At 58.8% G+C, this 19,505-nt stretch carries 23 protein-coding genes and 1 pseudogene; 15 read left to right on the top strand and 9 right to left on the bottom strand.

From position 1 onward, the window contains the following. Positions 1-79: 79 nt before the first annotated feature. Positions 80-580 carry a YbaK/prolyl-tRNA synthetase associated domain-containing protein gene (locus ABLU73_RS09575; protein ID WP_004203748.1) on the bottom strand — a complete coding sequence of 167 codons (501 nt, stop codon included), beginning with the start codon at positions 578-580 and terminating at the stop codon, positions 80-82. Between the two features lie 95 nt (positions 581-675). After that, a pseudogene (locus ABLU73_RS09580) lies at positions 676-832 on the bottom strand (hypothetical protein). Here ABLU73_RS09580 and ABLU73_RS09585 point away from each other — a divergent pair. Continuing rightward, complete coding sequence (locus ABLU73_RS09585) at positions 827-1,963, top strand: glycosyltransferase family 9 protein (protein WP_167875949.1); 1,137 nt, start codon at positions 827-829, stop codon at positions 1,961-1,963. The pseudogene ABLU73_RS09580 and the gene ABLU73_RS09585 overlap by 6 nt on opposite strands. A 183-nt stretch (positions 1,964-2,146) precedes the next feature. Here the strand turns inward: ABLU73_RS09585 and ABLU73_RS09590 are convergent, their stop codons facing one another. After that, the gene (locus ABLU73_RS09590; protein WP_004203750.1) at positions 2,147-2,389 is read right to left on the bottom strand and encodes a DinI family protein; all 243 of its coding nucleotides are present in this window, start codon (positions 2,387-2,389) and stop codon (positions 2,147-2,149) included. A gap of 270 nt (positions 2,390-2,659) precedes the next feature. On the opposite strand from ABLU73_RS09590, the gene ABLU73_RS09595 reads away from it, so the two are divergent. Then, positions 2,660-3,079 (top strand): translesion error-prone DNA polymerase V autoproteolytic subunit, encoded by a 420-nt coding sequence (locus tag ABLU73_RS09595; protein WP_004203751.1) that lies wholly within the window; start codon positions 2,660-2,662, stop codon positions 3,077-3,079. Positions 3,080-3,081: 2 nt separating this feature from the next. Then, complete coding sequence (locus tag ABLU73_RS09600) at positions 3,082-4,347, top strand: Y-family DNA polymerase (protein ID WP_004203752.1); 1,266 nt, start codon at positions 3,082-3,084, stop codon at positions 4,345-4,347. Between the two features lie 6 nt (positions 4,348-4,353). On the opposite strand, the gene ABLU73_RS09605 is transcribed toward ABLU73_RS09600, so the two are convergent. Next, complete coding sequence (locus ABLU73_RS09605) at positions 4,354-5,259, bottom strand: LysR family transcriptional regulator (RefSeq protein ID WP_264923550.1); 906 nt, start codon at positions 5,257-5,259, stop codon at positions 4,354-4,356. 166 nt (positions 5,260-5,425) lie between these two features. On the opposite strand from ABLU73_RS09605, the gene ABLU73_RS09610 reads away from it, so the two are divergent. Then, complete coding sequence (locus tag ABLU73_RS09610) at positions 5,426-6,175, top strand: SDR family oxidoreductase (RefSeq protein WP_023317977.1); 750 nt, start codon at positions 5,426-5,428, stop codon at positions 6,173-6,175. 88 nt (positions 6,176-6,263) lie between these two features. Here ABLU73_RS09610 and ABLU73_RS09615 read toward each other — a convergent pair whose 3' ends face one another. Both ABLU73_RS09615 and ABLU73_RS09620 read right to left on the bottom strand, forming a co-directional pair. Beyond that, a complete protein-coding gene (locus ABLU73_RS09615) occupies positions 6,264-6,857 on the bottom strand; it encodes an ester cyclase (RefSeq protein WP_114505935.1) in 594 nt (197 codons plus the stop codon). 2 nt (positions 6,858-6,859) lie between these two features. Continuing rightward, positions 6,860-7,969, bottom strand: a complete 1,110-nt coding sequence (locus ABLU73_RS09620) for an alkene reductase (protein ID WP_043522464.1) — start codon at positions 7,967-7,969, stop codon at positions 6,860-6,862. 101 nt (positions 7,970-8,070) lie between these two features. On the opposite strand from ABLU73_RS09620, the gene ABLU73_RS09625 reads away from it, so the two are divergent. The 8 genes from ABLU73_RS09625 (at position 8,071) to ABLU73_RS09660 (ending at position 15,320) form a co-directional block, all read left to right on the top strand. Next, positions 8,071-8,979, top strand: a complete 909-nt coding sequence (locus tag ABLU73_RS09625) for a LysR family transcriptional regulator (RefSeq protein WP_180404733.1) — start codon at positions 8,071-8,073, stop codon at positions 8,977-8,979. Positions 8,980-9,103: 124 nt separating this feature from the next. Continuing rightward, positions 9,104-9,961 carry a MurR/RpiR family transcriptional regulator gene (locus ABLU73_RS09630; RefSeq protein WP_180404731.1) on the top strand — a complete coding sequence of 286 codons (858 nt, stop codon included), beginning with the start codon at positions 9,104-9,106 and terminating at the stop codon, positions 9,959-9,961. Between the two features lie 128 nt (positions 9,962-10,089). Then, positions 10,090-11,418: an aspartate aminotransferase family protein gene (locus tag ABLU73_RS09635; RefSeq protein WP_017898604.1), complete on the top strand. Its 1,329-nt coding sequence runs from the start codon at positions 10,090-10,092 to the stop codon at positions 11,416-11,418. Further along, complete coding sequence (locus tag ABLU73_RS09640; RefSeq protein WP_023317981.1) at positions 11,415-11,969, top strand: hypothetical protein; 555 nt, start codon at positions 11,415-11,417, stop codon at positions 11,967-11,969. The genes ABLU73_RS09635 and ABLU73_RS09640 overlap by 4 nt, the downstream gene beginning before the upstream one ends. Positions 11,970-12,096: 127 nt before the next feature. After that, on the top strand, positions 12,097-12,849 hold the full coding sequence (gene glnH / locus ABLU73_RS09645) for a glutamine ABC transporter substrate-binding protein GlnH (RefSeq protein ID WP_017898602.1): 753 nt from the start codon (positions 12,097-12,099) through the stop codon (positions 12,847-12,849). A 51-nt stretch (positions 12,850-12,900) separates the two neighbouring features. Continuing rightward, complete coding sequence (gene glnP / locus ABLU73_RS09650; protein WP_004203767.1) at positions 12,901-13,557, top strand: glutamine ABC transporter permease GlnP; 657 nt, start codon at positions 12,901-12,903, stop codon at positions 13,555-13,557. Positions 13,558-13,559: 2 nt separating this feature from the next. Continuing rightward, positions 13,560-14,282 (top strand): glutamine ABC transporter ATP-binding protein GlnQ, encoded by a 723-nt coding sequence (glnQ, locus tag ABLU73_RS09655; protein WP_004203768.1) that lies wholly within the window; start codon positions 13,560-13,562, stop codon positions 14,280-14,282. Positions 14,283-14,303: 21 nt separating this feature from the next. After that, on the top strand, positions 14,304-15,320 hold the full coding sequence (locus ABLU73_RS09660; RefSeq protein ID WP_080846966.1) for a C45 family peptidase: 1,017 nt from the start codon (positions 14,304-14,306) through the stop codon (positions 15,318-15,320). On the opposite strand, the gene ABLU73_RS09665 is transcribed toward ABLU73_RS09660, so the two are convergent. Further along, positions 15,317-16,507, bottom strand: coding sequence for an MFS transporter (locus tag ABLU73_RS09665; protein ID WP_049004539.1), 1,191 nt, complete (start codon positions 16,505-16,507; stop codon positions 15,317-15,319). The two genes, ABLU73_RS09660 and ABLU73_RS09665, sit on opposite strands and share 4 nt — an antisense overlap. Before the next feature lie 175 nt (positions 16,508-16,682). Between ABLU73_RS09665 and ABLU73_RS09670 the strand changes: the two genes are divergently transcribed. Beyond that, the gene (locus tag ABLU73_RS09670) at positions 16,683-17,564 is read left to right on the top strand and encodes a LysR family transcriptional regulator (RefSeq protein WP_017898598.1); all 882 of its coding nucleotides are present in this window, start codon (positions 16,683-16,685) and stop codon (positions 17,562-17,564) included. Positions 17,565-17,634: 70 nt separating this feature from the next. On the opposite strand, the gene ABLU73_RS09675 is transcribed toward ABLU73_RS09670, so the two are convergent. Beyond that, positions 17,635-17,754 (bottom strand): hypothetical protein, encoded by a 120-nt coding sequence (locus ABLU73_RS09675; RefSeq protein ID WP_032425956.1) that lies wholly within the window; start codon positions 17,752-17,754, stop codon positions 17,635-17,637. A 67-nt stretch (positions 17,755-17,821) separates the two neighbouring features. Here ABLU73_RS09675 and ABLU73_RS09680 point away from each other — a divergent pair, with 67 nt between their 5' ends. Then, on the top strand, positions 17,822-18,133 hold the full coding sequence (locus ABLU73_RS09680; protein WP_004203773.1) for a hypothetical protein: 312 nt from the start codon (positions 17,822-17,824) through the stop codon (positions 18,131-18,133). A gap of 246 nt (positions 18,134-18,379) precedes the next feature. After that, positions 18,380-18,820, top strand: a complete 441-nt coding sequence (locus ABLU73_RS09685; RefSeq protein WP_004203774.1) for a VOC family protein — start codon at positions 18,380-18,382, stop codon at positions 18,818-18,820. Positions 18,821-18,967: 147 nt separating this feature from the next. Here the strand turns inward: ABLU73_RS09685 and ABLU73_RS09690 are convergent, their stop codons facing one another. Next, complete coding sequence (locus ABLU73_RS09690) at positions 18,968-19,450, bottom strand: glutathione peroxidase (RefSeq protein ID WP_004203776.1); 483 nt, start codon at positions 19,448-19,450, stop codon at positions 18,968-18,970. Between the last annotated feature and the right edge of the window lie 55 nt (positions 19,451-19,505).

Raw genomic sequence — 19,505 nt, forward strand, 5'->3', positions numbered from 1 at the left:
ATCCTGCTGACTCTACGCATCGTGGCGTGAATAAACAGGATTTTTACGCCATGCGGCGGAAATCAGGGCCGATGCCCGGTTAGCTAAGACGGCGAAAGGTCGCGATCTCCGGTCGGGCGATATGTAAATAGTCTTCGGTATCGAGAATGATCGATCGGTCCAGGCGCCCGGCGTTAAAGGCGATTTGTGGGAAGCGCTCAAACAGCAGCGGGTCGGCCACCAGCCGCAGCGCCGGATGGAAACTGAAGGGGGGAATGGCGCCGAACGCGCAGGCGGTGAGCGCTTCCACTTCCGCCGGGCTGGCCAGCGAGGCTTTGCTGCCGCCGATATGCCGGGCCAGGCTGGCGAGGTCGGCCTGCCGATCGGCGGCGAGGATCGCCAGCACATGCTGGTTGACGCCGTTTCCTTTGACTTTACAGACTAACGCTTTCGCGCCCTGGCCAAGCGCGGTGCCGCGGATCGCCGAGACGGCTTCGCACTGGCCGACCGCCTCGTGCGCCATCACCCGATAGCGCGCCTGATGTTCGTCGAGCAGCGCGCACAGCCGCTGATGGATATTACCTTCTACTGCTTCAAGCATAGCGTCCTCCTGACTTCATAAAGCAGCCAGCTTAGCGCTGTTGCGCCGGCCTGCCAACGGTGGGCCGGCAAATTCACTATTCACTCATTATTGCTTCACAGTGCTGTGGTGCAATCCCGCAGGGCTGGATGAGTTTTGTAAATAAAAAAAAGAATGATTTTCATTTTCAATCGAACTTTTTTTATTTCGCTCAGTCTCTATCGGACGACACAGAATATTAATGATTGCCGTAATGAGGTTAGGATGATGCACGATGCAACCATGCAGGGCTCCCCACGCAAGAAGTTTAATAAAATAAGGGAGCTCAACAGACGGCGAAATTACTTTACTAAGAAAGTACGTAATGCCCTGCGGGTGGGCGTGGCGAAAGCGCTCTGGGATCGCCGACGCCGTCAGCCGGTGGATTTGTCGTCCGCGAAAACCGTCTTACTGATGCGCAATGAGGGGGCGGTCGGCGATGTGGTGGTGGATTCCGCGCTGGTGAAATGCCTGCATCAGTCAGGCTATATCGTTGATTTCCTGCTGACGACCTCTAATAGCCAGGTGATGCGTTATAACCAGCGGATCCGCTATATTTATGAAGCTGAACCGGTTACGTCCGCCGATTTTTTGCGAAAATTTAATCATAACGTTCCCCGCGATGTTATTAATGAACTGGCTAATAATAAGTACGATATTATTATTGACCCTTCGCTGTTCGATATTCCCGTGCATCGCCTGCGGCTTTTCCGACAAATAAAAGCGAAATCGGTGCTCGGGTTTAATAAATGGCCGTCGATTAAGCATTATTCCCACTCTTTTGATTTTGACTGCCAGCGCTGGCACGTGACGAAAACGTTCGAGTTGATCGCCGATTATCTCAAACTGGACACCCGCGGGCTGGACGCTTACGACCTGGCGGTGCCCGGGCCGATTATGCAGGAGGTGGCGCAGTATCTGGCGTCGCTGAGCAGAAAAGCGGTAGTGATTAATATTTTTGCCGGCCATGGCGACCGCAGTCTCTCGCAGACGCAGTTGGCCGAACTGCTCGACAAGCTGCTGGCTCGCCATCCGGGGATCGCGGTTATTCTGCTCGATCACCGGCGTGAGATCCGCATCCCGCTGCCGCCGGAGGTGGTAATTAACCCATTTAACACGTTACACCATGCGATGGCGCTGATCGCCCTGGCGGAGCTGATTATCTCCCCGGACACCTCGGTGGTGCACATGGCGGCGGCGTGGAACAAACCGCTGATCGCGGTCTACAAGGACGTTCTGCTTAATAATCGGCTGTGGGCGCCGGGCTATGACAACGCCAGACAGATTATTGTTAAATGCGGGAAGGTACATGAGCATCGCGAACTGGCGGATAGAATTATAGCGGCGCTACCGGAGACGCTGTGAGGGCGATGAGGAAAGGCCGGCAGGCATGCCCGGGAAGCTCACCTGCTGGCCGTATGCAAGAGCCAGCAGGTGAGCGAAGGTTGCATTGCCAGTCTGCAACCGCCGCTATTGTACTGTTGCCCGTGGCTCTGCCACATCCGGGAAAGCTCTTAAAGAGGGGGGCGCCGCGACTAACGGGCGGCATTACTCTTCAGTGAGCCACATGTCCGCCTCTTCAAACATCTCCTGCACCGTGCGGCTGATCAGCTCTTTTTCATGCTTGCTGGCGTCGGTGTTGATCGCCGGCAGCGTCATCATCGGCTTCACGCGCACTTCCGCCTCCGGGAAAATGCGCTGCATGCGTTTGGTCAGCTCGTTAAGAATGGTCTCTCTGGCGCCCGGCAGCCCGGCAAAATTGCGCTTGTCATAAATCAGTTCCACAAACATCTTCTGTCCTCTGTATGCTGATCGCGGGCGTTAGTTTTACTGTATTAATGTACAGTGTCAAGCGAATGCCGCGGCGCGGCGCATCTACCACCTTGCGCGGCGGGCGGGCTGCGCGCAAAAGCAGCAAACGGTTCGCGGGCGCTGAAGAGGACCCCCATTGACATCAAGGAGTTATTTCAGTGCTGGCGATTGATAGCTGGAGCCGATATTGACCGGCAAAACAGGCAAAACTACTGTATATATATTCAGTATTGTGTGGTGGGTTAAAAAATGAACTTTTACACGCCGGTTGAGCTACGTCAGATTGTCTCCTTTCCCTTTTTTGCCGACCTGGTGCAGTGCGGCTTTCCCAGCCCGGCCCAGGACTATGTCGAGAAGCGAATCGACCTCAACGAGCTGCTGGTGCAGCATCCCAGCGCGACCTATTTTGTCAAAGCCGCAGGCGACAGCATGATCAATGCCGGCATTGACGAAGGCGATCTGCTGGTGGTGGACAGCGCGCGTAAAGCGGAGCATGGCGATATCGTCATTGCCGCCGTCGGCGGCGAATTTACGGTAAAAAAGCTGCAACTTCTGCCCCGGGTGCAGCTTAACCCGATGAACCCGGCCTATTCGCCCATCGTGGTCGGCCGCGAGGAGACGCTCGATATTTTCGGCGTGGTGACCTACATCATCAAGGCGGCGGGTTGATCATGTTCGCGCACTGTGATGTGAACGCCTTTTATGCGAGCTGCCAGACTGCCTTCCGGCCAGACCTGAAGGGGCGCCCGGTGGTGGTGCTGTCGAACAACGATGGCTGTGTGATCGCCCGCTCGGCGGAGGCGAAGCCGTTTGTGAAAATGGGCGAACCCTACTTTAAGCAGAAGGCGGCGTTTCTTCGCCACGGCGTCGTGGCGTTCAGCAGCAACTATGAGCTGTACGCCGACATGTCCAACCGGGTAATGACCACCCTGGAAGAGCTCGCCCCGCGCTGCGAAATTTACAGTATCGATGAAGCCTTTTGCGATGTCAGCGGCGTGCGCCACTGCAAAGATCTGACCGACTTTGGCCGGGAAATCCGCGCCACGGTGCAGCAGCGCACCCATCTGACGCTGGGCGTCGGGATCGCCCCGACCAAAACCCTGGCGAAGCTGGCCAACCACGCGGCGAAGCAGTGGCAGCGGCAGACGGGCGGGGTGGTGGATTTATCCTGCCCGCAGCGGCAGCGGAAGCTGATGGCGCTGTTGCCGGTGAGTGAGGTCTGGGGCATCGGGCGGCGGATCGGTAAAAAGCTTGAGGCAATGGGGATCGGCACGGTACTCCAGCTGGCGGAGAGCGATATCCGCTTTATCCGCAAGCACTTCACGGTGGTGCTTGAGCGAACGGTACGGGAGCTGCGCGGCGAGCCTTGCCTGGCGCTGGAGGAGTTTGCTCCCGCTAAGCAGGAAATTATCTGCAGCCGCTCGTTCGGGGATCGCATTACGGCCTATGAGGATATGCGCCAGGCGATCTGCAGCTATGCCGCGCGGGCAGCAGAAAAGCTGCGCGGTGAGCATCAGTACTGCCGGTTCGTCTCCGCCTTTGTCAAAACCAGCCCCTTCGCGCTGAATGAACCCTATTACGGCAACAGCGCCTCACTGAAGCTGCTGACGCCGACGCAGGATTCCCGGGATATTATCGCCGCGGCGACAAACTGCCTGGACGCCATCTGGAAAGCGGGGCATCGCTATCAGAAGGCCGGGGTGATGCTCGGCGATTTCTACAGCCAGGGCGTCGCCCAGCTGAACCTGTTCGACGAGCTTGCCCCGCGGCAGAACAGCGCCAGGCTGATGCAGGTGCTCGACCAGCTGAATGCGAAAAACGGCAGGGGGGCGCTCTATTTTGCCGGCCAGGGGGTCCAGCAGCAGTGGCAGATGAAGCGAGAGATGCTATCGCCGCGCTACACCACGCGATACGGCGACCTGCTCCGCGTCAGATAACGCGCGCTATCCCTGCACCGCAGACGGAAAAACCGCCGCCAGCCAGTCAATAAAGACGCGGAGCCGGGGCGGGACGTGCCGGTGCCGGGCATAGACAACGTGAAAAGGATAGGGGGCCGGGCGCCAGGCGCTGAGGATCTCCACCAGCTCGCCGCTCGCCAGCGCCGGTTTCAGCGAATAGGTAAAGGTCTGCACAATGCCTAAGCCCGCCTCGCCGGCGGCAATATGCGCGTTGCTCTCATTGATGCCGAGATGGTGCTCCGTCTTCAGCTCGGTGCTGACGCCGTGACGGGCAAAACGAAACGGAAACGCTCTGCCGCTGGTCGGCGACAGGTAGCTGATGAGCCGGTGGCCATGGTTCAGTTCATCCGGTGAGGCGGGCGTACCATAGCGCTGAAGATAGCCCGGGGTGGCGCAGGTAACCAGCGCCGCCTCGCCGATTTTACGGGCAATCAGCGTCGAGTCTTCCATCGGTCCGCCGCGGATGGCGCAGTCAATATTGCCGCCGATCAGGTCCGAGGGCTTATCGGCCACTTGCAAATCGATACGGATATCCGGCCAGGTGGTCATAAAGTCCGCCAGCAGCGGGATCAGCACATCGCGCGCGGTCGACCCGCCGATGGCGATCCGCAGATGGCCCTTTGGCTTATTGCGGGCGGTATTGAAGGCGGCGTCGATCTCTTCCAGGTCTTCCAGCAGGCGCCGGGCCTTTTCATAGTATTCCCGTCCTTCCGGCGTCACGGTGATACGCCGCGTAGTGCGCTGCAGGAGAGAAACCCCAAGATGCGCCTCCAGTTGCTGAATGGTTTTGCTGAGGGTGGCGTTGGGCATATTCAGCGAGTCCGCGGCGCGGGTAAAGCTGCCGGCTTCGACAACGCGGGTGAAGGCTTTAAGAGCTGAAAACCGGTCCATTATTCGCTTTATCCTGGTTACTGGAGGTGATTATCCACCGAGGGGAAGAGTGTTTTTCAGATTAGGCCATTTTTCCGCCTCGCCGGGACGATTACAGTGCTTTCCATACCCGGCGGGGCGCTTTCGCGAGCCTGGCCTGTTTATACTCTAACCAAGGAAATGCACCATGAGCAAAAAACTTGCGGATAAAGTGGCGTTAGTCACCGGCGGCAGCGCCGGGATTGGCCTGGCGTCGGCGAAAGCGCTGGCGGAGCAGGGCGCGAAGGTGTACATCACCGGCCGCCGTCAGGAGGAGCTGGATGCGGCGGTAAGATTCATCGGACCCGCCGCCCGCGGGATCCGCGCTGATGCCGGCGTGTTAAGCGACCTTGACGCGGTATTTGCGACCATTGCCGACGAGTCCGGCCGGCTGGATGTACTGTTCGCCAATGCCGGCGGCGGAGACATGCTGCCGCTCAGCGCCGTTACCGAAGCGCACGTTGACCGGATTTTTGCCACTAACGTGCGCGGGGTGGTGTTCACCGTGCAGAAAGCGCTGCCGCTGCTCACCGACGGCGCCTCGGTGATTTTGACCGGCTCTACGGCGGCGGTAAAAGGGACGGCTAACTTCAGCATCTATAGCGCCAGTAAGGCCGCAGTACGCAGCCTGGCGCGCTCCTGGGCGCTGGAGGTTAGCGACCGCGGGATCCGCATCAATGTGGTCAGCCCGGGGCCGGTACGTACCCCGGGTCTGGGAGGGCTGGTGGCGGAGGCGGACCGCCAGGGCTTGTTCGATGCTCTGGCCGCCGGCGTACCGCTCGGGCGGCTGGGCGAGCCGGAGGAGATTGGCCGGACGGTGGTGTTTTTAGCGTCGGATGAGTCGAGCTTTATTAACGCCGCAGAGATCTATGTCGACGGCGGGCTGGCGCAAATCTAAGCGCCGGCTGACGCCAGGCGAGCCGTCCCAGCGGAGACCGGGGCGGCTCGCCGTGTTGGCGATCGCTGACGCACCCTCCGGGGGCGGCTTATTGCGCGCCCAGCTGTTTCATCAGCGTCAGGTTATCTTCAATATGCCAGTTGGCGGTAATTTTACCGCCGCGGATCTGATAGATATCGGTGGCGATAAAATCGATATTTTGTCCCTTACCCTGCCGGGTGCCGAAGATCCCGGTAAAGTGGCCATGAAAATGTAAGTGTGAGACCACCCGGTCACCGGCCACGATCATTTGTTCGACATCACAGCGTAAATCCGGCACCGCCTGGCGAAACGCTCTGGAGGCGAGGATCGCTCCTTCCGGCCCCTGTCGGCGGCCTTCCGGGGGCGTTTTATCGATAAAATTCTTCGCCAGCGCCGCCCGGGCCAGCGCGTCATCACCGGTATTCCAGAACGTGGCATACTGCCTGGCGACATATTCATTGGCGGCGCGTGTGGCCGCGGGAAGGCTGCCGTCAGCGATGAGTTGCGCCGGCTTCAGCAGATCCTGTTGGGCTGCATACGCGGAGCCGGACATTGCGACAAGCAGCAGCGCGGTGGCGCAGCGATGGCGCGTGAGGCCGCGTCTGGCCTGCGTGCGGGCAACCGCGACACCACGGCCGGCAGGTAACATTTTGCGGGTCATTTTCACTCTTTATGCTCCGTATAGAAGGGATAGTCGGTATAGCCCGCCGCCGTGCCGCCAAACAGCGTGCCGGGATCGCTGACGGTCGCCAGCGGCCAGCGGTGCAGAAGCCGCTGCGGCAGGTCGGGATTGGCAATAAACGGCCGGCCGAAAGCCACGAGGTCGGCGAGACCGGCGTCAAGAATGCGCTCCGCCTTCTGCTGATCGTAATTCCCGGCCACGATCAGCGTGCCGCTGAAGGTCGCGCGCAGCGTGTCGCGGAAGCGTCGGGGAACGGCTGGGGCATCGTCCCAGTCCGCCTCCGCCAGATGGATAAAGGCGATGCCCTGCTGTTCGCACCAGGCCGCCAGGGCAAGGATGGCATCGATCACCTGCGGGTCATTCATCCCGCGCTGGGTAATGAAGGGGGAAAGGCGGATGCCCGTCCGCTCGCGGCCGATTGCGTCGCCGATGGCGGTCAGCACCTCCTGGGCAAAACGGATCCGGTTGTTCAGGCTGCCGCCGTACTCATCGGTACGCTGGTTGGCGGTCCGCCGCAGGAACTGGTCGATCAGATAGCCATTGCCGCCGTGTACTTCCACGCCGTCAAACCCCGCCGCGATCGCATTGCGCGCCGCCTGACGGTAATCGGCGACAATACGCTGGATATCCGACCGGGAGAGCGCCCGCGGCGGTGAACAGTCCACCATCTGGCCCCGGCCCTGCTCATCCACCACCCAGACCTGGGCGTCCGGCGCCAGCGCCGAGGGGGCCACGGGTTGACCATCCGCATGAAAACGGGCGTGCGACATGCGTCCCACGTGCCAGAGCTGAGAAAAAATAACGCCGCCGGCCTGATGTACGGCTCGGGTCGTCAACTGCCAGCCGGCAATCTGGTCTGCGGAATGCAGGCCGGGCGTCCAGGAATATCCCTGTCCCTCGGGAGATATTTGCGTCGCTTCCGTAACGATCAATCCCGCGCTGGCGCGCTGGCGGTAATACTCCGCCATCAGCGCGGAGGGGATATTTCCCGGCTGCAGCGCGCGCGCCCGGGTCATGGGAGCCATGACGATACGGTTTTTCAGCGGCAGCGTACCGATGCGATGACGATCAAAAAGTGAGAGCGTGTTCATAGTGGTGTCCCTTGCGAAGTGGAATGGAAATCACTTTACAGTCGGGAGCTGATTTTGATAATTAGACGAAAAATAGATTCACTTTTCGGGATATACGAAAAATGGGCAAACTGGAAGATATGGCGCTGCTGGTGGCAGTCGCCGAAGCGGGGGGACTCTCCGCCGCCGGCAGACGGTTGTCACTTTCGCCGGCCACCATGACGGCCCGCCTGAAGGCGATGGAAGAGCGTTACCAGACCCGCCTGTTCCATCGCTCCACGCGCGCTATCACCCTGACCAACGCGGGGGAAGATTTTTATCATGCCGCGCGGCGCGTACTGGAGGAGGCGCGCCACGCCGAGTCGTTGCTGACGCAAAAAGAGGGCGTCCTGAGCGGCGATATTCGCCTTTCCGCCCCCTCCGACTTTGGCCGACAATACCTTAGCCCGGCCATCGTCGACTTTACCCGCCGTCACCCGGAAGTGACCTTTTCCGTCTACTTAGGCGAGCGCGTGGAGGATCTGGTCGCCAACCGGCTGGATATGAGCATTCGCGTCGGTAATCTGCCGGACAGCAGCCTGGCCATCCGCCACATCCGTCCTAACCACCGGGTGCTGGTGGCCTCGACGGCTTACCTTGCCGCCCTTGGAACGCCGGCTTCGCCCGAGGCGCTGCATCATCACCGCTGCCTGGCGCTGGAGCGGCATGGTGTGGTGATGAACGAGTGGCGCTTTGAGGAGGCGGGAAAAGAGCAGATCATCCGGGTGACGCCGGCGATGGTCTGCGACGATGGGGCGTTGCTGCGGCAGTGGGCGCTCAGCGGGGCGGGGATCGCCGGTAAATCATGGTGGGATGTGAAGAGGGATGTCGAGGAGGGGCGGCTTCAGGTGCTGTTTGCCGATCGCTTCACCGGATTTAGCCCCTTAGACCGCAAGGAGGTTGGGCTGCAGTTTGTCTTTCCCCAGCGAAAGCTGCAACCGCCGCAGGTGTCGGCGTTTATGGCGTTTTTTATCGACTGGCTGGAGAAGTGACGGGCACCGCGGTTCGCCATGCTCAGGAGCGCAAAGGATGGCCCCCGGGTGTTATACCAGCCTATAGAGTCTTGATCTCAAATATGATTAGATAGCTTTCACTTAAAACCAGTCAGTGGCTGCCATGAATCTCAGGGAAAAAATCATTAATGAATTCGGCGGGTTGTCGCCCGAGCTGCAACGCGCCGCCGAGTTCTCACTGCAAAATGCCAGTCAGCTGGTGGTGTTATCAATGCGTGCCTTCGCGGCGGAAGCCGGGGTAAAACCGGCGACGCTGCTGCGTCTGGCGCAGCGGCTGGGCTACCGCGGCTGGAGCGAGCTGAAAAGTGATTTCATTGACGATCTGGGGCTGCGCAATGATACATACGTATCAAAAGCGGAAAAAATGATGGCCCGCGGGACGCAAACGCAGCTGTATAAAGAGGTTTTTCAGGCGCATCAGGCGAATCTGACCTTTACGCAAAATGAAAATGCCCAGGAGATGGAGCAGGCGGTGACCTTGCTCGATAGCGCGGAGAATGTCTATATCTGCGGATTCCGCGCCAGCTTTCCGATCGCGTGGTCGCTGTTCTATGTCTATCGACTGTTTAACCGCCAGGTGTCATTGATCGATGGCCTGGCCAGCAATATCGAAGTTTTTACCCGCGAACTAACCGCCCGGGACTGCGTCTTACTCACCAGCTTTGCTCCCTATTCACGCGAATCACTGGATGTTTTACAGGCAGCCCGGCAGGCCGGGGCGAAGATCCTCGCCATTACCGACTCGCCGGTTTCCCCCTTAGCGCAGGCGGCAGACTGCACGCTGCTGTTCTCCATCGACAGTCCGTCATTTTTCCCTTCCGTGGTCTCCGGCATGGGCCTGGTGGAGTGCCTGCTGGCGATGCTGGTGGTGCGCCACGGTCGGGAGGCGGTGAGTAAAATTGAAAATGCCGAACGCTATCTTATTGAGTCTGGCGCCTACGTGATCCCCGGTAAGTCCTGATAAATGATTCAAATGTATCAATTATAAGAATAAAGGATGCATTTATATCTTTAATTCGTTGACGTGATCCAAATGGATCCTGCAAGATACGCTCAATTCATGTAGCGGATTCAGGAGCAGAACCCAGTATGAGTCATGTCATTCACCGCAGCCTGCGTAGCACGCCGATGGTGGCTTCACGTGCGCAAGGGGCCTATATCTTTGATGCCCAGGGAAAACCGTATCTTGATGCCTGCGGCGGGGCGGCGGTTTCCTGCCTCGGACACGCGCATCCTGATGTGCTGGCGGCGATGCACCGCCAGATCGATCGGCTGGCCTATGCGCATACCAGCTTTTTCACCAGCGATGCCGTCGAGCAGCTTGCCGAACATCTCACCCGCACGGCGCCCGGCGAGCTTAACTACGCCTACTTTGTCTCGGGCGGTTCTGAGGCGGTAGAGACAGCGCTGAAGATGGCGCGGCAGTACTTTGTGGAGATCGGCCAGCCATCGCGCACCCGCTTTATCGCCCGTAAACAGAGCTATCACGGCAATACGCTGGGCGCGCTGGCGGTGGGGGGGAACGAATGGCGCCGTCGTCAGTTTGCTCCCTTATTAATGGATGTTATCCGCGTCTCCGCCTGCAATGAGTACCGCGATCGTCGGGCTGACGAGACCCAACAGCAATATACCGAGCGCCTGCTTAATGAGCTGGAGCAAGCCATCCTTGAGGCCGGCCCGGAAACGATCATCGGTTTCTGTGCCGAAACCGTGGTGGGGGCGACGACGGGAGCCACGCCGCCGACGCCGGGCTATCTGCAAGGGGTCCGCCGCCTGTGCGACAAATACGGCATCCTGTACATCGCGGATGAGGTGATGTGCGGTATGGGGCGGACCGGGACGCTGCATGCGTTTGAACAGGATGACGTGGTGCCCGATTTAGTAACCATCGCCAAAGGACTCGGCGGAGGCTATCAGCCGATTGGGGCGGTGCTGGCGAGTGAGACTATCGTCTCCGCGCTAAAGGCGGGCAGCGGGTTGTTCCAGCATGGTCACACTTACATTTGTCATGCCACCGCCGCGTCGGCAGCCCTGGCGGTGCAGCAAGTGATCGCGCGGGATAATTTGCTGGACGCCGTCAAACAGCAGGGCGCCTATCTGCACAAGGCGCTGCGCGAGGTGCTGGGGGAGTTACCGCATGTCGGTGATACGCGCGGACGCGGCCTGTTTGCGGGGGTCGAGCTGGTGCGTGATAAAGACGACAAAACGCCGTTCGATCCTTCCCTGAAGCTGCACGCTGCGATCAAAGCAAACTGCATGGCGCGTGGACTGATGGTCTATCCCATGGGCGGCACCATCGATGGCCAGTCTGGCGACCACATTCTGATTGCACCGCCGTTTATCATCACCCCGGCGCAGCTCGATTTTGTGGTCGATACCCTGAACTGCGTGATCCGTGAAGAGACGGGGAAATTATGAGCAATCGTTTACCGCCCCTGGCGGAACAGGAATGGGATGTTCAGCAGCGTCAGTTAGCGGAAGAGATTATCAACGGACCGCGCGGCGCCTTGCTGCCGCCCTTTGAACCGCTGCTGCGGAGCCCCGAGCTGATGGCCCATGCCCAGCGTATGGGGGAGTACCTGCGCTATCGCAGCGCGCTGGGCCAGCGTCTTTCTGAACTGGCGATTTTGCTGACCGCGCGGCACTGGTCGCAGCCGGTTGAGTGGGCGATCCATGCGCCGATAGCACGCGAGAAAGGGATCGCTGCCGCGGCGGTTCAGGCGATTAAGGAAAGGCGCCGGCCCGTGGATCTCCGGCCCGATGAGCAGACGGTCTATGACTTCTGTCAGCAGCTGCATCAACAGCAAAAGGTCAGCGATGAGACCTGGCAGCAAGCCATTGAGTTATGGGGCGAGAAGGGCGTGGTGGATCTGATTGGAATAAACGGTTATTACAGTTTTCTCTCCATGGTGATGAACAGCGCCCAGACGCCAGCACCGGCTACCTCTGACTCTCTGTTTTCTGCATAAGTTATCGTTTTTATTCGGGCGCATAAAACTGCGCCCGGTATATCAGCTCTTGTTATTGGTTCTTCCGGCGAGATATTTCGCAGGGTGACGTTCGTTGTAGGCTATTTCACTGACGCTGAGGGTAATTATGAGTGGATTATTTAAGAAATTAAAGCTGACGCTGGCATTAGTTATTTGTTCAGCCAGTTTTGTTACAGCAGCAGAAGATAAAATAACGGTGGGTGTCGATACTGCCTTTGTTCCATTTGAATTTAAACAAGGCGATAAATATGTCGGCTTTGATATCGATCTGTGGGACGCGATTGCGAAGAAAATGCATATCAGCTACGAATTAAGGCCGATGGATTTCGGCGGCCTGATCCCCGGTCTGCAGTCGCGTAATCTGGACGTGGCGATGGCGGGAATAACGATTACCGATGCGCGCAAGCAGGTCGTGGACTTCAGTGAAGGATATTATAATGCCGACCTGTTAATAGCCGTGAAAAGTACCGACAATTCCATTGTTAAATTCAGTGATTTGACCGGGAAAAAAGTCGGCCTTAAGCAGGGGACGGCGGCAGCCAGCTTTATGAAAAGCAAATATAAAGCGAATTACATCGAGTTCCCGAATATCGATAACGCTTACCTTGACCTGCAGGCCGGTAATCTCGATGCCGTCGTTCATGATTCGCCGAATGTCCTTTACTACGTGAAGACGGCGGGTAATGGCAAGGTCAAATCCACTGGTGAGACGGACAGCATTCTGCCACAGCAGTATGGCTTTGCGATGCAGAAAAACAGCAGCCTGACGCCAAAAGTCAACCAGGCCCTGCAGGCCCTGCGCGCCGATGGTACCTACGACAAGATTTACGTAAAGTGGTTTGCTAAACAGCCGAAATAACCCTGCCAGGTCGGAGCGATCCGACCTCATATTTTCTTTACGGGTAGAAGCATGAATTTTGACAGTCGCTATATTTGGGATGCATTGCCGCTGCTGATGCAAGGCTTGCAGCTGACGCTAATTATTTCGTTATCAGGTTTGTTAGGTGGATTAATCATTGGTTTGCTGGCCGGGACCTGCCGCGCATTAGGTGGGACAATATCCAAAACGGTATCGCTGGTGTTTGTGGAATTAATCCGCGGGACGCCAATTATGGTGCAGGTGATGTTTATCTACTTCGCCCTGCCGATGGTGTTGCCGGTGCGTATTGACCCGGTTCCTGCCGCCATTATCACCATTGTGATTAACTCCGGGGCTTATATAGCGGAGATCACCCGGGGCGCGATTCTGTCGATCAATAAAGGATTTAAAGAAGCCAGCCTGGCGATGGGATTATCGCCGCGCAGCACCCTGTGGCATGTCATTATGCCGCTGGCTTTTCGGCGGATGATCCCGGCATTAGGCAATCAATGGATTATCAGTATTAAAGATACGTCGCTGTTTATTGTGATTGGCGTGGCAGAATTAACCCGTCAGGGACAAGAGATTATTGCCGGCAACTTTCGGGCGCTGGAGGTGTGGACGGCGGTGGCGATGATTTATCTGTTTTTGACATTGTGCCTGAGCTTCCTGCTAAAACAAGTTGAGAAAAGGATCCATATTTTATGAGCATGGTTGAATTTAGCGCGGTGGCGAAAAACTTCGGCGCCACTCAGGTGCTGCACGATATCAATTTAAAGATTGAAGCGGGCGAGGTGGTGGTGATCATCGGTCCTTCCGGCTCGGGAAAATCGACCCTGCTGCGTTGTATTAACAAGCTGGAAGAGATCTCCTCGGGCACGCTGCTGGTGGCGGGCATGCATATTACGGATCCGCACGCGAATGAGTGTGATATTCGCCGCGAAGCCGGTATGGTGTTTCAACAGTTTCATTTGTTCCCGCATCTGACCGCCCTGGAGAATGTCATGTTCGGTCCGCTTCGCGTGCGCAAGCAGAGCAAGGCCACAGCGCGGGAGCAGGCGCTGGCGTTGCTGGATCGCGTGGGGCTGCGTGAACGCGCTAACCACTATCCTGCCGAGCTCTCGGGCGGTCAGCAGCAGCGTGTGGCGATAGCTCGCGCCCTGGCGGTGAAACCCAAAATGATGTTATTTGATGAGCCAACATCCGCCCTCGATCCTGAACTGCGGCATGAGGTGTTAAAGGTCATGCGCTCGCTGGCCGAAGAGGGCATGACGATGGTGATTGTGACCCATGAGATTGGCTTTGCCAGAGAGGTGGCTTCCCGGTTGATTTTTATTGATGGCGGCACTATTGCCGAAGATGGTTCACCTGAGGCGCTGCTCACGGCCAGCAGCAATCCGCGTCTGCAAGAGTTTTTGCAACACGTATCCTGAACATAAGTGAATAATGACAATATGAAAACAATCGCAATCCGAGGTTCCGCTTTTGCGGTCGGTCAGCAGCTTGGCGCGTTTGGTCGTGAGGCCTGGCAGACAAAAATCAGGCAAACGGCGCTGTGGCAAACGGTGGCCGCCCTGAAAACGACGGAACAGACCCAGCGCATGCGCGCAGCCGTGCAGGCTCAGTTCCCGCTGATCTGGCAGGAGCTGGAGGGCATGGCGGAGGGGCTGCAGGCGCCGGTGGATGAGGTGTTCGCCTGGAACTGTCGCGGCGATCTGGTGCGTTCGACGTCGGATGGCTGCACCACTCTGGCGGGGAGAAGCGCAGAGGGCGAGTTGATCATTGCGCACAATGAAGACGGCTTCCCGCAGCTGCGTGAAGACTGCGCCATCGTCAGCATAACCCCGGACGTGGGCCTCGCCTTTACCAGCTTCGCCTATCCCGGCTCCCTGTGCGGACATACCTTCGCAGTGAATGAGAAGGGGATAGTCAATACGGTCAACAATATTCGCGCCGTGCATCGTCCGGACGGGATGCCGCGCCAGATTCTGGCCCGCGCCTCGCTGAACGCCACCACCTTAGAGGAAGCCGTCACTCTGCTGAGCGCCACGCCTCGCGCGGGCGCGTTTCACCACATCCTGGGCCAGATGGGCGATAGCCGTCTGTTTAGCGTGGAAGCCACCGGCTCCGGCAGCTCGGTGCTCGCGTTGTCCGCCACCAGCGGGCATGCCAACCATCTGATCCATCCCCAGCTTGCGGCTATTGAACAGATCGTGACCTGCAGCTCCGGCTCGCGCCAGCGGCGCCTGGACGCGTGGCTGGCGACGAACCCGCCGCTGGATGGCGTGACAGCGAAAGCGATGCTCTCCGACCAGCAGGATCCGTTGTTACCGATTTACCGGCTGTCTCCCGACGATCCTGATGAGGAAAATACGCTGGCGACGGCCATTTTTACCTTGAGCGCGACCCGCGTCGTGTGGCAGGTCTTCACGCTGGACCGTGAAAACGCGGTTTTACAGGGCAGCGTTTAGCGGCCCGAGGGCGCTTTCAGCAGAGCGATCAGCAGCGTACTGCCCACCATGGTCCCCGCCGCCAGCCACACCATTCCCGACAGGCCAGCTGAGGCGATCAGCTGGCCGCCGACAAGCGCCCCGGTGCCGATGGCGGCATTAAAAATGGCCACGTAAATGGCTGACGCCGGCTGGGCGACCGCGACCGCGCTGCGCAGTAGCCAGGTCTGTAAGCCGACGAACACAATCGCGATGCCGGTGCCCCACAGGGCTAACAGTAGCCCGCTAAAACAGAATGGCAGTGGCGCAAAACGGGCGGTGCCAAGGATCGCCAACGCGCCCCCGCTCAGCAGCAGCGCAGCGAAAATCAGCCCCTTCAGATGACGATCGATGAGCTTCCCCGCGATAACGTTACCCAGCAGCCCGGAAACCCCTGACAGCAGCAGCAGGCCGGAGAGGGCGGTCGTCGGGACTCCCTGCAGATTTATCAGCAGCGGTTCAATGTAGGTGAAGGCGGCAAAGTGAGCGGTAATGATGCATGCCGTGGCGCCATACAGGCCACCGAGCAGCGGATTGCGGAAAATATCACGATAAACGCGCAGCCTGACGGGGGCTGGGGCGGCCAGCGCGGGCAGCGTCGAGCACAGCACCGCAGCGGCGGCCAGTGACAGCAAGGCCATCGCCATAAACGCGTATCGCCAGCCCGCCAGGGTGGCGATAAAGCTCGCCAGCGGCACCCCCACTACGCTTGCCGCCGACACGCCGCCAAAAATGATCGCCGTGGCCAGCCCCAGCCGGTGCGGCGGCACCATCTGCGCGGCGACGATGCCAATTAAGGCCCAGAAGGCGCCATGCGCCAGGGCACCAATCATGCGGGCGCTCATCAGGGCGAACATCGAATAAGACCGGGTTGCGGCGAGGCAGGAAAGCGCGAGGATCAGCATCAGCCCGACCAGCAGCGCCTTGCGGGAAATACGCGCCGGCATTGCGCCGGAAAGCAGAGCCGCCAGGGCGCCCACCCAGCCATAGGCGGTGACGGCGAGACCCATGCCGGATTCAGTCTGGTGAAAATCCGCCGCCAGGGCGCTGAGCATGCCCACCGGCGCCAGTTCGCTGGTGACGATTGAAAAGGCGCAGATCCCGAGTGCAACGACGGCTATCCAGACGCGCGCCGGCGCCGGGTGGAGGGGTAAAGCAATCTCTTTCATATCAGGCGTATCCTTAGGAAAGGAGCGTTCCGCGCGGTACACGGACGTTCAGGTGAGGAGAGAGCAGGCGACCGGATGGCCTGGTTGTCTCCGCGAGTGGCGTGCAGTATCATCCCTGCGAAACTGATAAAAAATAGCGGAAAACGGAGAGTCGTTTTCCATAAATGGAAAACAAATGACCGCAGAATTTAACTGGGATGATGCGCGCATATTCCTCGCCATCGCCCGGGCGGGAACGCTGAGCGGCGCCGCCGACAAGATGAACATGGGGATAGCCACGGTCTCCCGCCGGCTGGATCGGCTGGAGCAGGCGTTGAACGTTCCGCTCTTCAGCCGCCATCAGAGCGGCTATCGCCTGACCGATGATGGCGAAGCCCTGCTCGCGCGGGCCGAGGCGCTGGAATACGCAGGCCTGGCGTTTGGCGAAGCGGCGCAACTGCAGGGGCATGTCGCCGGGGTTGTCCGCCTGGCCACCTCGGATAACCTGGCCACGCATTTTATTCTGCCCTCCCTGAAAGGGCTCCTGGACCATTATCCCGAGCTGCGGGTGGAGGTGCTGAGCGGCGTGCAGCCGGTGAACCTGCACCGTCGGGATGCCGATCTGGCGATCCGCATGGTCAAGCCTGAGGCCGGGCATTTGACGTTAAAGCGACTGGGGACGGTGGGGTTTGGCGTCTATGGCGCCGCCGGCTATCTGGCTGGTGCGGACGGCCTGTCGCTGAGCGAGGCGGACTTTGTGGGGTGGCCGGAAACTCACCAGCACCTGCCGGCCGCCCAATGGATCGCGCGCACCCTGCGCGGCCGGCCGTGTAAAGTCGAAGCCAATACGCTCGTGGCCCAGGTTTCCGCGGTATCCGCGGGCCTCGGACTGGGCGTTCTGCCGCACTTTATGGCCCGGGCCAGCGGCCTGCAGTGCCTGCAGCCGGAGATCGGCGCGGATCAGACTCTCTGGCTGGTGATGCATTCCGACCTGGCCGGGTCCAGACGCGTGCGGGTTATCGCCGACCATCTCATCACCCTCTTTGCGGCCCATCAGGATCGGCTGGCGATGCCCTGAAGGGGCGCGGCTTGGGCGTGTAGCGATACGACTGCCCGAGGCTGACGAGCCACGATTTTTTCCGCGCCAGCTAACAGCGATACTCGCCGCGCAATATTCGGCCCAATGCTGCTCCGCAGTCAAAAATCGTGCAGAGTGAGAGGATATCCCCGTCCGGCAAAATAATTTTGTGTTGTGGCCAGCGCCGCATTGTTGCGCTCCCCCAGAAATGCCTGTCGATGTTAGGGTGAGATGTTTATCACCACAGGAGAATGCAAATGATTGTCAGGACCTGGCACGGCTGTGTGCCATTGCAGCATGCTGAGGGGTTTGCCCGCCACCTCGAGCGGACCGGCGTGGAACACGCTCAGAGCATCGCCGGCAACAGAGGCGCCCTGGTGCGCCGGGAAAACCAGGGCGAATGGGCGCATTTCTTTCTCGCCACCTACTGGCAGGATCTCGCGGCGGTCAAAGCCTTCGCAGGCGAAGACTATCACGTCGCGGTCACCTATCCGGACGATGAAGTATTCGAACTCCTCTCCGACCCCTACGTGTTTCAGCATGAAGTTGAGGCCGTGTCGCCGCTGTAGACTGATGACCGGGCAGGTGGAAGATCGGCCAGCAACAGACGGTTGCTGGCCGCGTGAGATCGACTGACGTCACCGGTTAATTAACCCTGGACCGCTCAACTGCGCCAGCGTTTAACAGGTCGGGCTATGTCGAAACCGCCGATGCTCAGACGGCAAACGGCGTCAGGCGCATCAGAGGAAATCGTTTATTGTTACGTTAAGAGGTATCCTGCCTGTTCTGGGAAACGGCAAAGAGGATGTCATAAGATGCTGGCTTATATCACGATAGGTACCAATGATTTTCAGCGCTCAGTAGATTTTTATGACGCTATTTTTAATGTTCTTGGCTACTCACGTCTGCCTGCCTGGACAGACAGCTGGGCAATGTGGGGAGATAAAAATAATCCGGATAAGGCGTTCAGCTTTTGTATTTGCCCTCCTTTTGACGGACATTCCGCAACGGCGGGAAACGGGACAATGTTTGCATTCCAGGCTGATAACGCAGAGATTGTCAGACAGTTCCATGCCGCAGGCCTTCTTGCAGGAGGGCAAAATGAAGGCGCACCGGGCACACGCCCCGCCTATGGCCCCGACTTTTATGTGGCCTACCTGCGCGATCCTGACGGGAATAAGCTGGCATGCGTTTGTCAGCATTATTCTCCCGCAACTGATAAGTTCGTCAACCAGAAACAGGCGCTTCGCATATAGCATCTTACGGTTTTGCGCGTTTACAGCCCCTGACGTGAAATGGGGCGTTCCGGCGACAGCTGGCGCGGTCGGCTACAGGCCAGGAACCAACATCTATCTTGTATGGGCAGACAGCCACCGTTGGGTGAACGTGGAATGACTGCACACTCAGCGCTTGAGGGCGGCAACAATGGAAGCCTCCATTTTCTCCGGTGTCGTGAACGGCGCAAAACGCGTGAGGGGTGTGCCGTCGCGACCGATGAGGAACTTGGTGAAATTCCACTTGATCCGTCCGCCGAGCACGCCGGGCAACGCTTGTTTCAAATAACGAAACAGCGGGTGTGCAGCGGGGCCGTTGACGTCCACTTTCGCAAACATCGGGAAGCTCACGCCGTAGTTAACGTGACAGGTCTGCTCGATTTCATCCGCACCGCCGGGTTCCTGCTTGCCAAACTGGTTGCACGGAAAACCAAGCACCACCAGCCCCTGAGCCGCGTACTTTTTGTAGAGCGCTTCCAGGCCAGCATACTGTGACGTGAAGCCACAATGGCTGGCCGTATTCACCACCAGAACCACCTTGCCAGCATAGTCAGCCATGGAGAGAGGTTGGCCGCGCAGGCGGGTGGCGGTCAATTGATAAAAAGGGGTCATAGCAGGCTCCTGAGAGTGGAAACAGTGCAACGCTGACGATCGCGTGAATGTTTGA

Origin of the sequence: Klebsiella sp. GG_Kp175 (genome assembly GCF_040062325.1) — a bacterium.
GTDB lineage: Bacteria > Pseudomonadota > Gammaproteobacteria > Enterobacterales > Enterobacteriaceae > Klebsiella > Klebsiella quasipneumoniae.

What these genes read in the sequence shown, in the direction of transcription:
- ABLU73_RS09610 (WP_023317977.1), top strand. Translation starts at nt 5,426, where the DNA reads ATGAGCAAAAAACTTGCGGATAAAGTGGCGTTAGTCACCGGCGGCAGC.
- ABLU73_RS09595 (WP_004203751.1), top strand. Translation starts at nt 2,660, where the DNA reads ATGAACTTTTACACGCCGGTTGAGCTACGTCAGATTGTCTCCTTTCCC.
- ABLU73_RS09630 (WP_180404731.1), top strand. Translation starts at nt 9,104, where the DNA reads ATGAATCTCAGGGAAAAAATCATTAATGAATTCGGCGGGTTGTCGCCC.
- ABLU73_RS09615 (WP_114505935.1), bottom strand. Translation starts at nt 6,857, where the DNA reads ATGACCCGCAAAATGTTACCTGCCGGCCGTGGTGTCGCGGTTGCCCGC.
- ABLU73_RS09585 (WP_167875949.1), top strand. Translation starts at nt 827, where the DNA reads ATGCACGATGCAACCATGCAGGGCTCCCCACGCAAGAAGTTTAATAAA.
- ABLU73_RS09590 (WP_004203750.1), bottom strand. Translation starts at nt 2,389, where the DNA reads ATGTTTGTGGAACTGATTTATGACAAGCGCAATTTTGCCGGGCTGCCG.
- glnP (WP_004203767.1), top strand. Translation starts at nt 12,901, where the DNA reads ATGAATTTTGACAGTCGCTATATTTGGGATGCATTGCCGCTGCTGATG.
- ABLU73_RS09670 (WP_017898598.1), top strand. Translation starts at nt 16,683, where the DNA reads ATGACCGCAGAATTTAACTGGGATGATGCGCGCATATTCCTCGCCATC.
- ABLU73_RS09685 (WP_004203774.1), top strand. Translation starts at nt 18,380, where the DNA reads ATGCTGGCTTATATCACGATAGGTACCAATGATTTTCAGCGCTCAGTA.
- glnQ (WP_004203768.1), top strand. Translation starts at nt 13,560, where the DNA reads ATGGTTGAATTTAGCGCGGTGGCGAAAAACTTCGGCGCCACTCAGGTG.
- ABLU73_RS09690 (WP_004203776.1), bottom strand. Translation starts at nt 19,450, where the DNA reads ATGACCCCTTTTTATCAATTGACCGCCACCCGCCTGCGCGGCCAACCT.
- ABLU73_RS09675 (WP_032425956.1), bottom strand. Translation starts at nt 17,754, where the DNA reads ATGCGGCGCTGGCCACAACACAAAATTATTTTGCCGGACGGGGATATC.
- glnH (WP_017898602.1), top strand. Translation starts at nt 12,097, where the DNA reads ATGAGTGGATTATTTAAGAAATTAAAGCTGACGCTGGCATTAGTTATT.
- ABLU73_RS09605 (WP_264923550.1), bottom strand. Translation starts at nt 5,259, where the DNA reads ATGGACCGGTTTTCAGCTCTTAAAGCCTTCACCCGCGTTGTCGAAGCC.
- ABLU73_RS09660 (WP_080846966.1), top strand. Translation starts at nt 14,304, where the DNA reads ATGAAAACAATCGCAATCCGAGGTTCCGCTTTTGCGGTCGGTCAGCAG.
- ABLU73_RS09600 (WP_004203752.1), top strand. Translation starts at nt 3,082, where the DNA reads ATGTTCGCGCACTGTGATGTGAACGCCTTTTATGCGAGCTGCCAGACT.
- ABLU73_RS09620 (WP_043522464.1), bottom strand. Translation starts at nt 7,969, where the DNA reads ATGAACACGCTCTCACTTTTTGATCGTCATCGCATCGGTACGCTGCCG.
- ABLU73_RS09680 (WP_004203773.1), top strand. Translation starts at nt 17,822, where the DNA reads ATGATTGTCAGGACCTGGCACGGCTGTGTGCCATTGCAGCATGCTGAG.
- ABLU73_RS09640 (WP_023317981.1), top strand. Translation starts at nt 11,415, where the DNA reads ATGAGCAATCGTTTACCGCCCCTGGCGGAACAGGAATGGGATGTTCAG.
- ABLU73_RS09635 (WP_017898604.1), top strand. Translation starts at nt 10,090, where the DNA reads ATGAGTCATGTCATTCACCGCAGCCTGCGTAGCACGCCGATGGTGGCT.
- ABLU73_RS09625 (WP_180404733.1), top strand. Translation starts at nt 8,071, where the DNA reads ATGGGCAAACTGGAAGATATGGCGCTGCTGGTGGCAGTCGCCGAAGCG.
- ABLU73_RS09665 (WP_049004539.1), bottom strand. Translation starts at nt 16,507, where the DNA reads ATGAAAGAGATTGCTTTACCCCTCCACCCGGCGCCGGCGCGCGTCTGG.
- ABLU73_RS09575 (WP_004203748.1), bottom strand. Translation starts at nt 580, where the DNA reads ATGCTTGAAGCAGTAGAAGGTAATATCCATCAGCGGCTGTGCGCGCTG.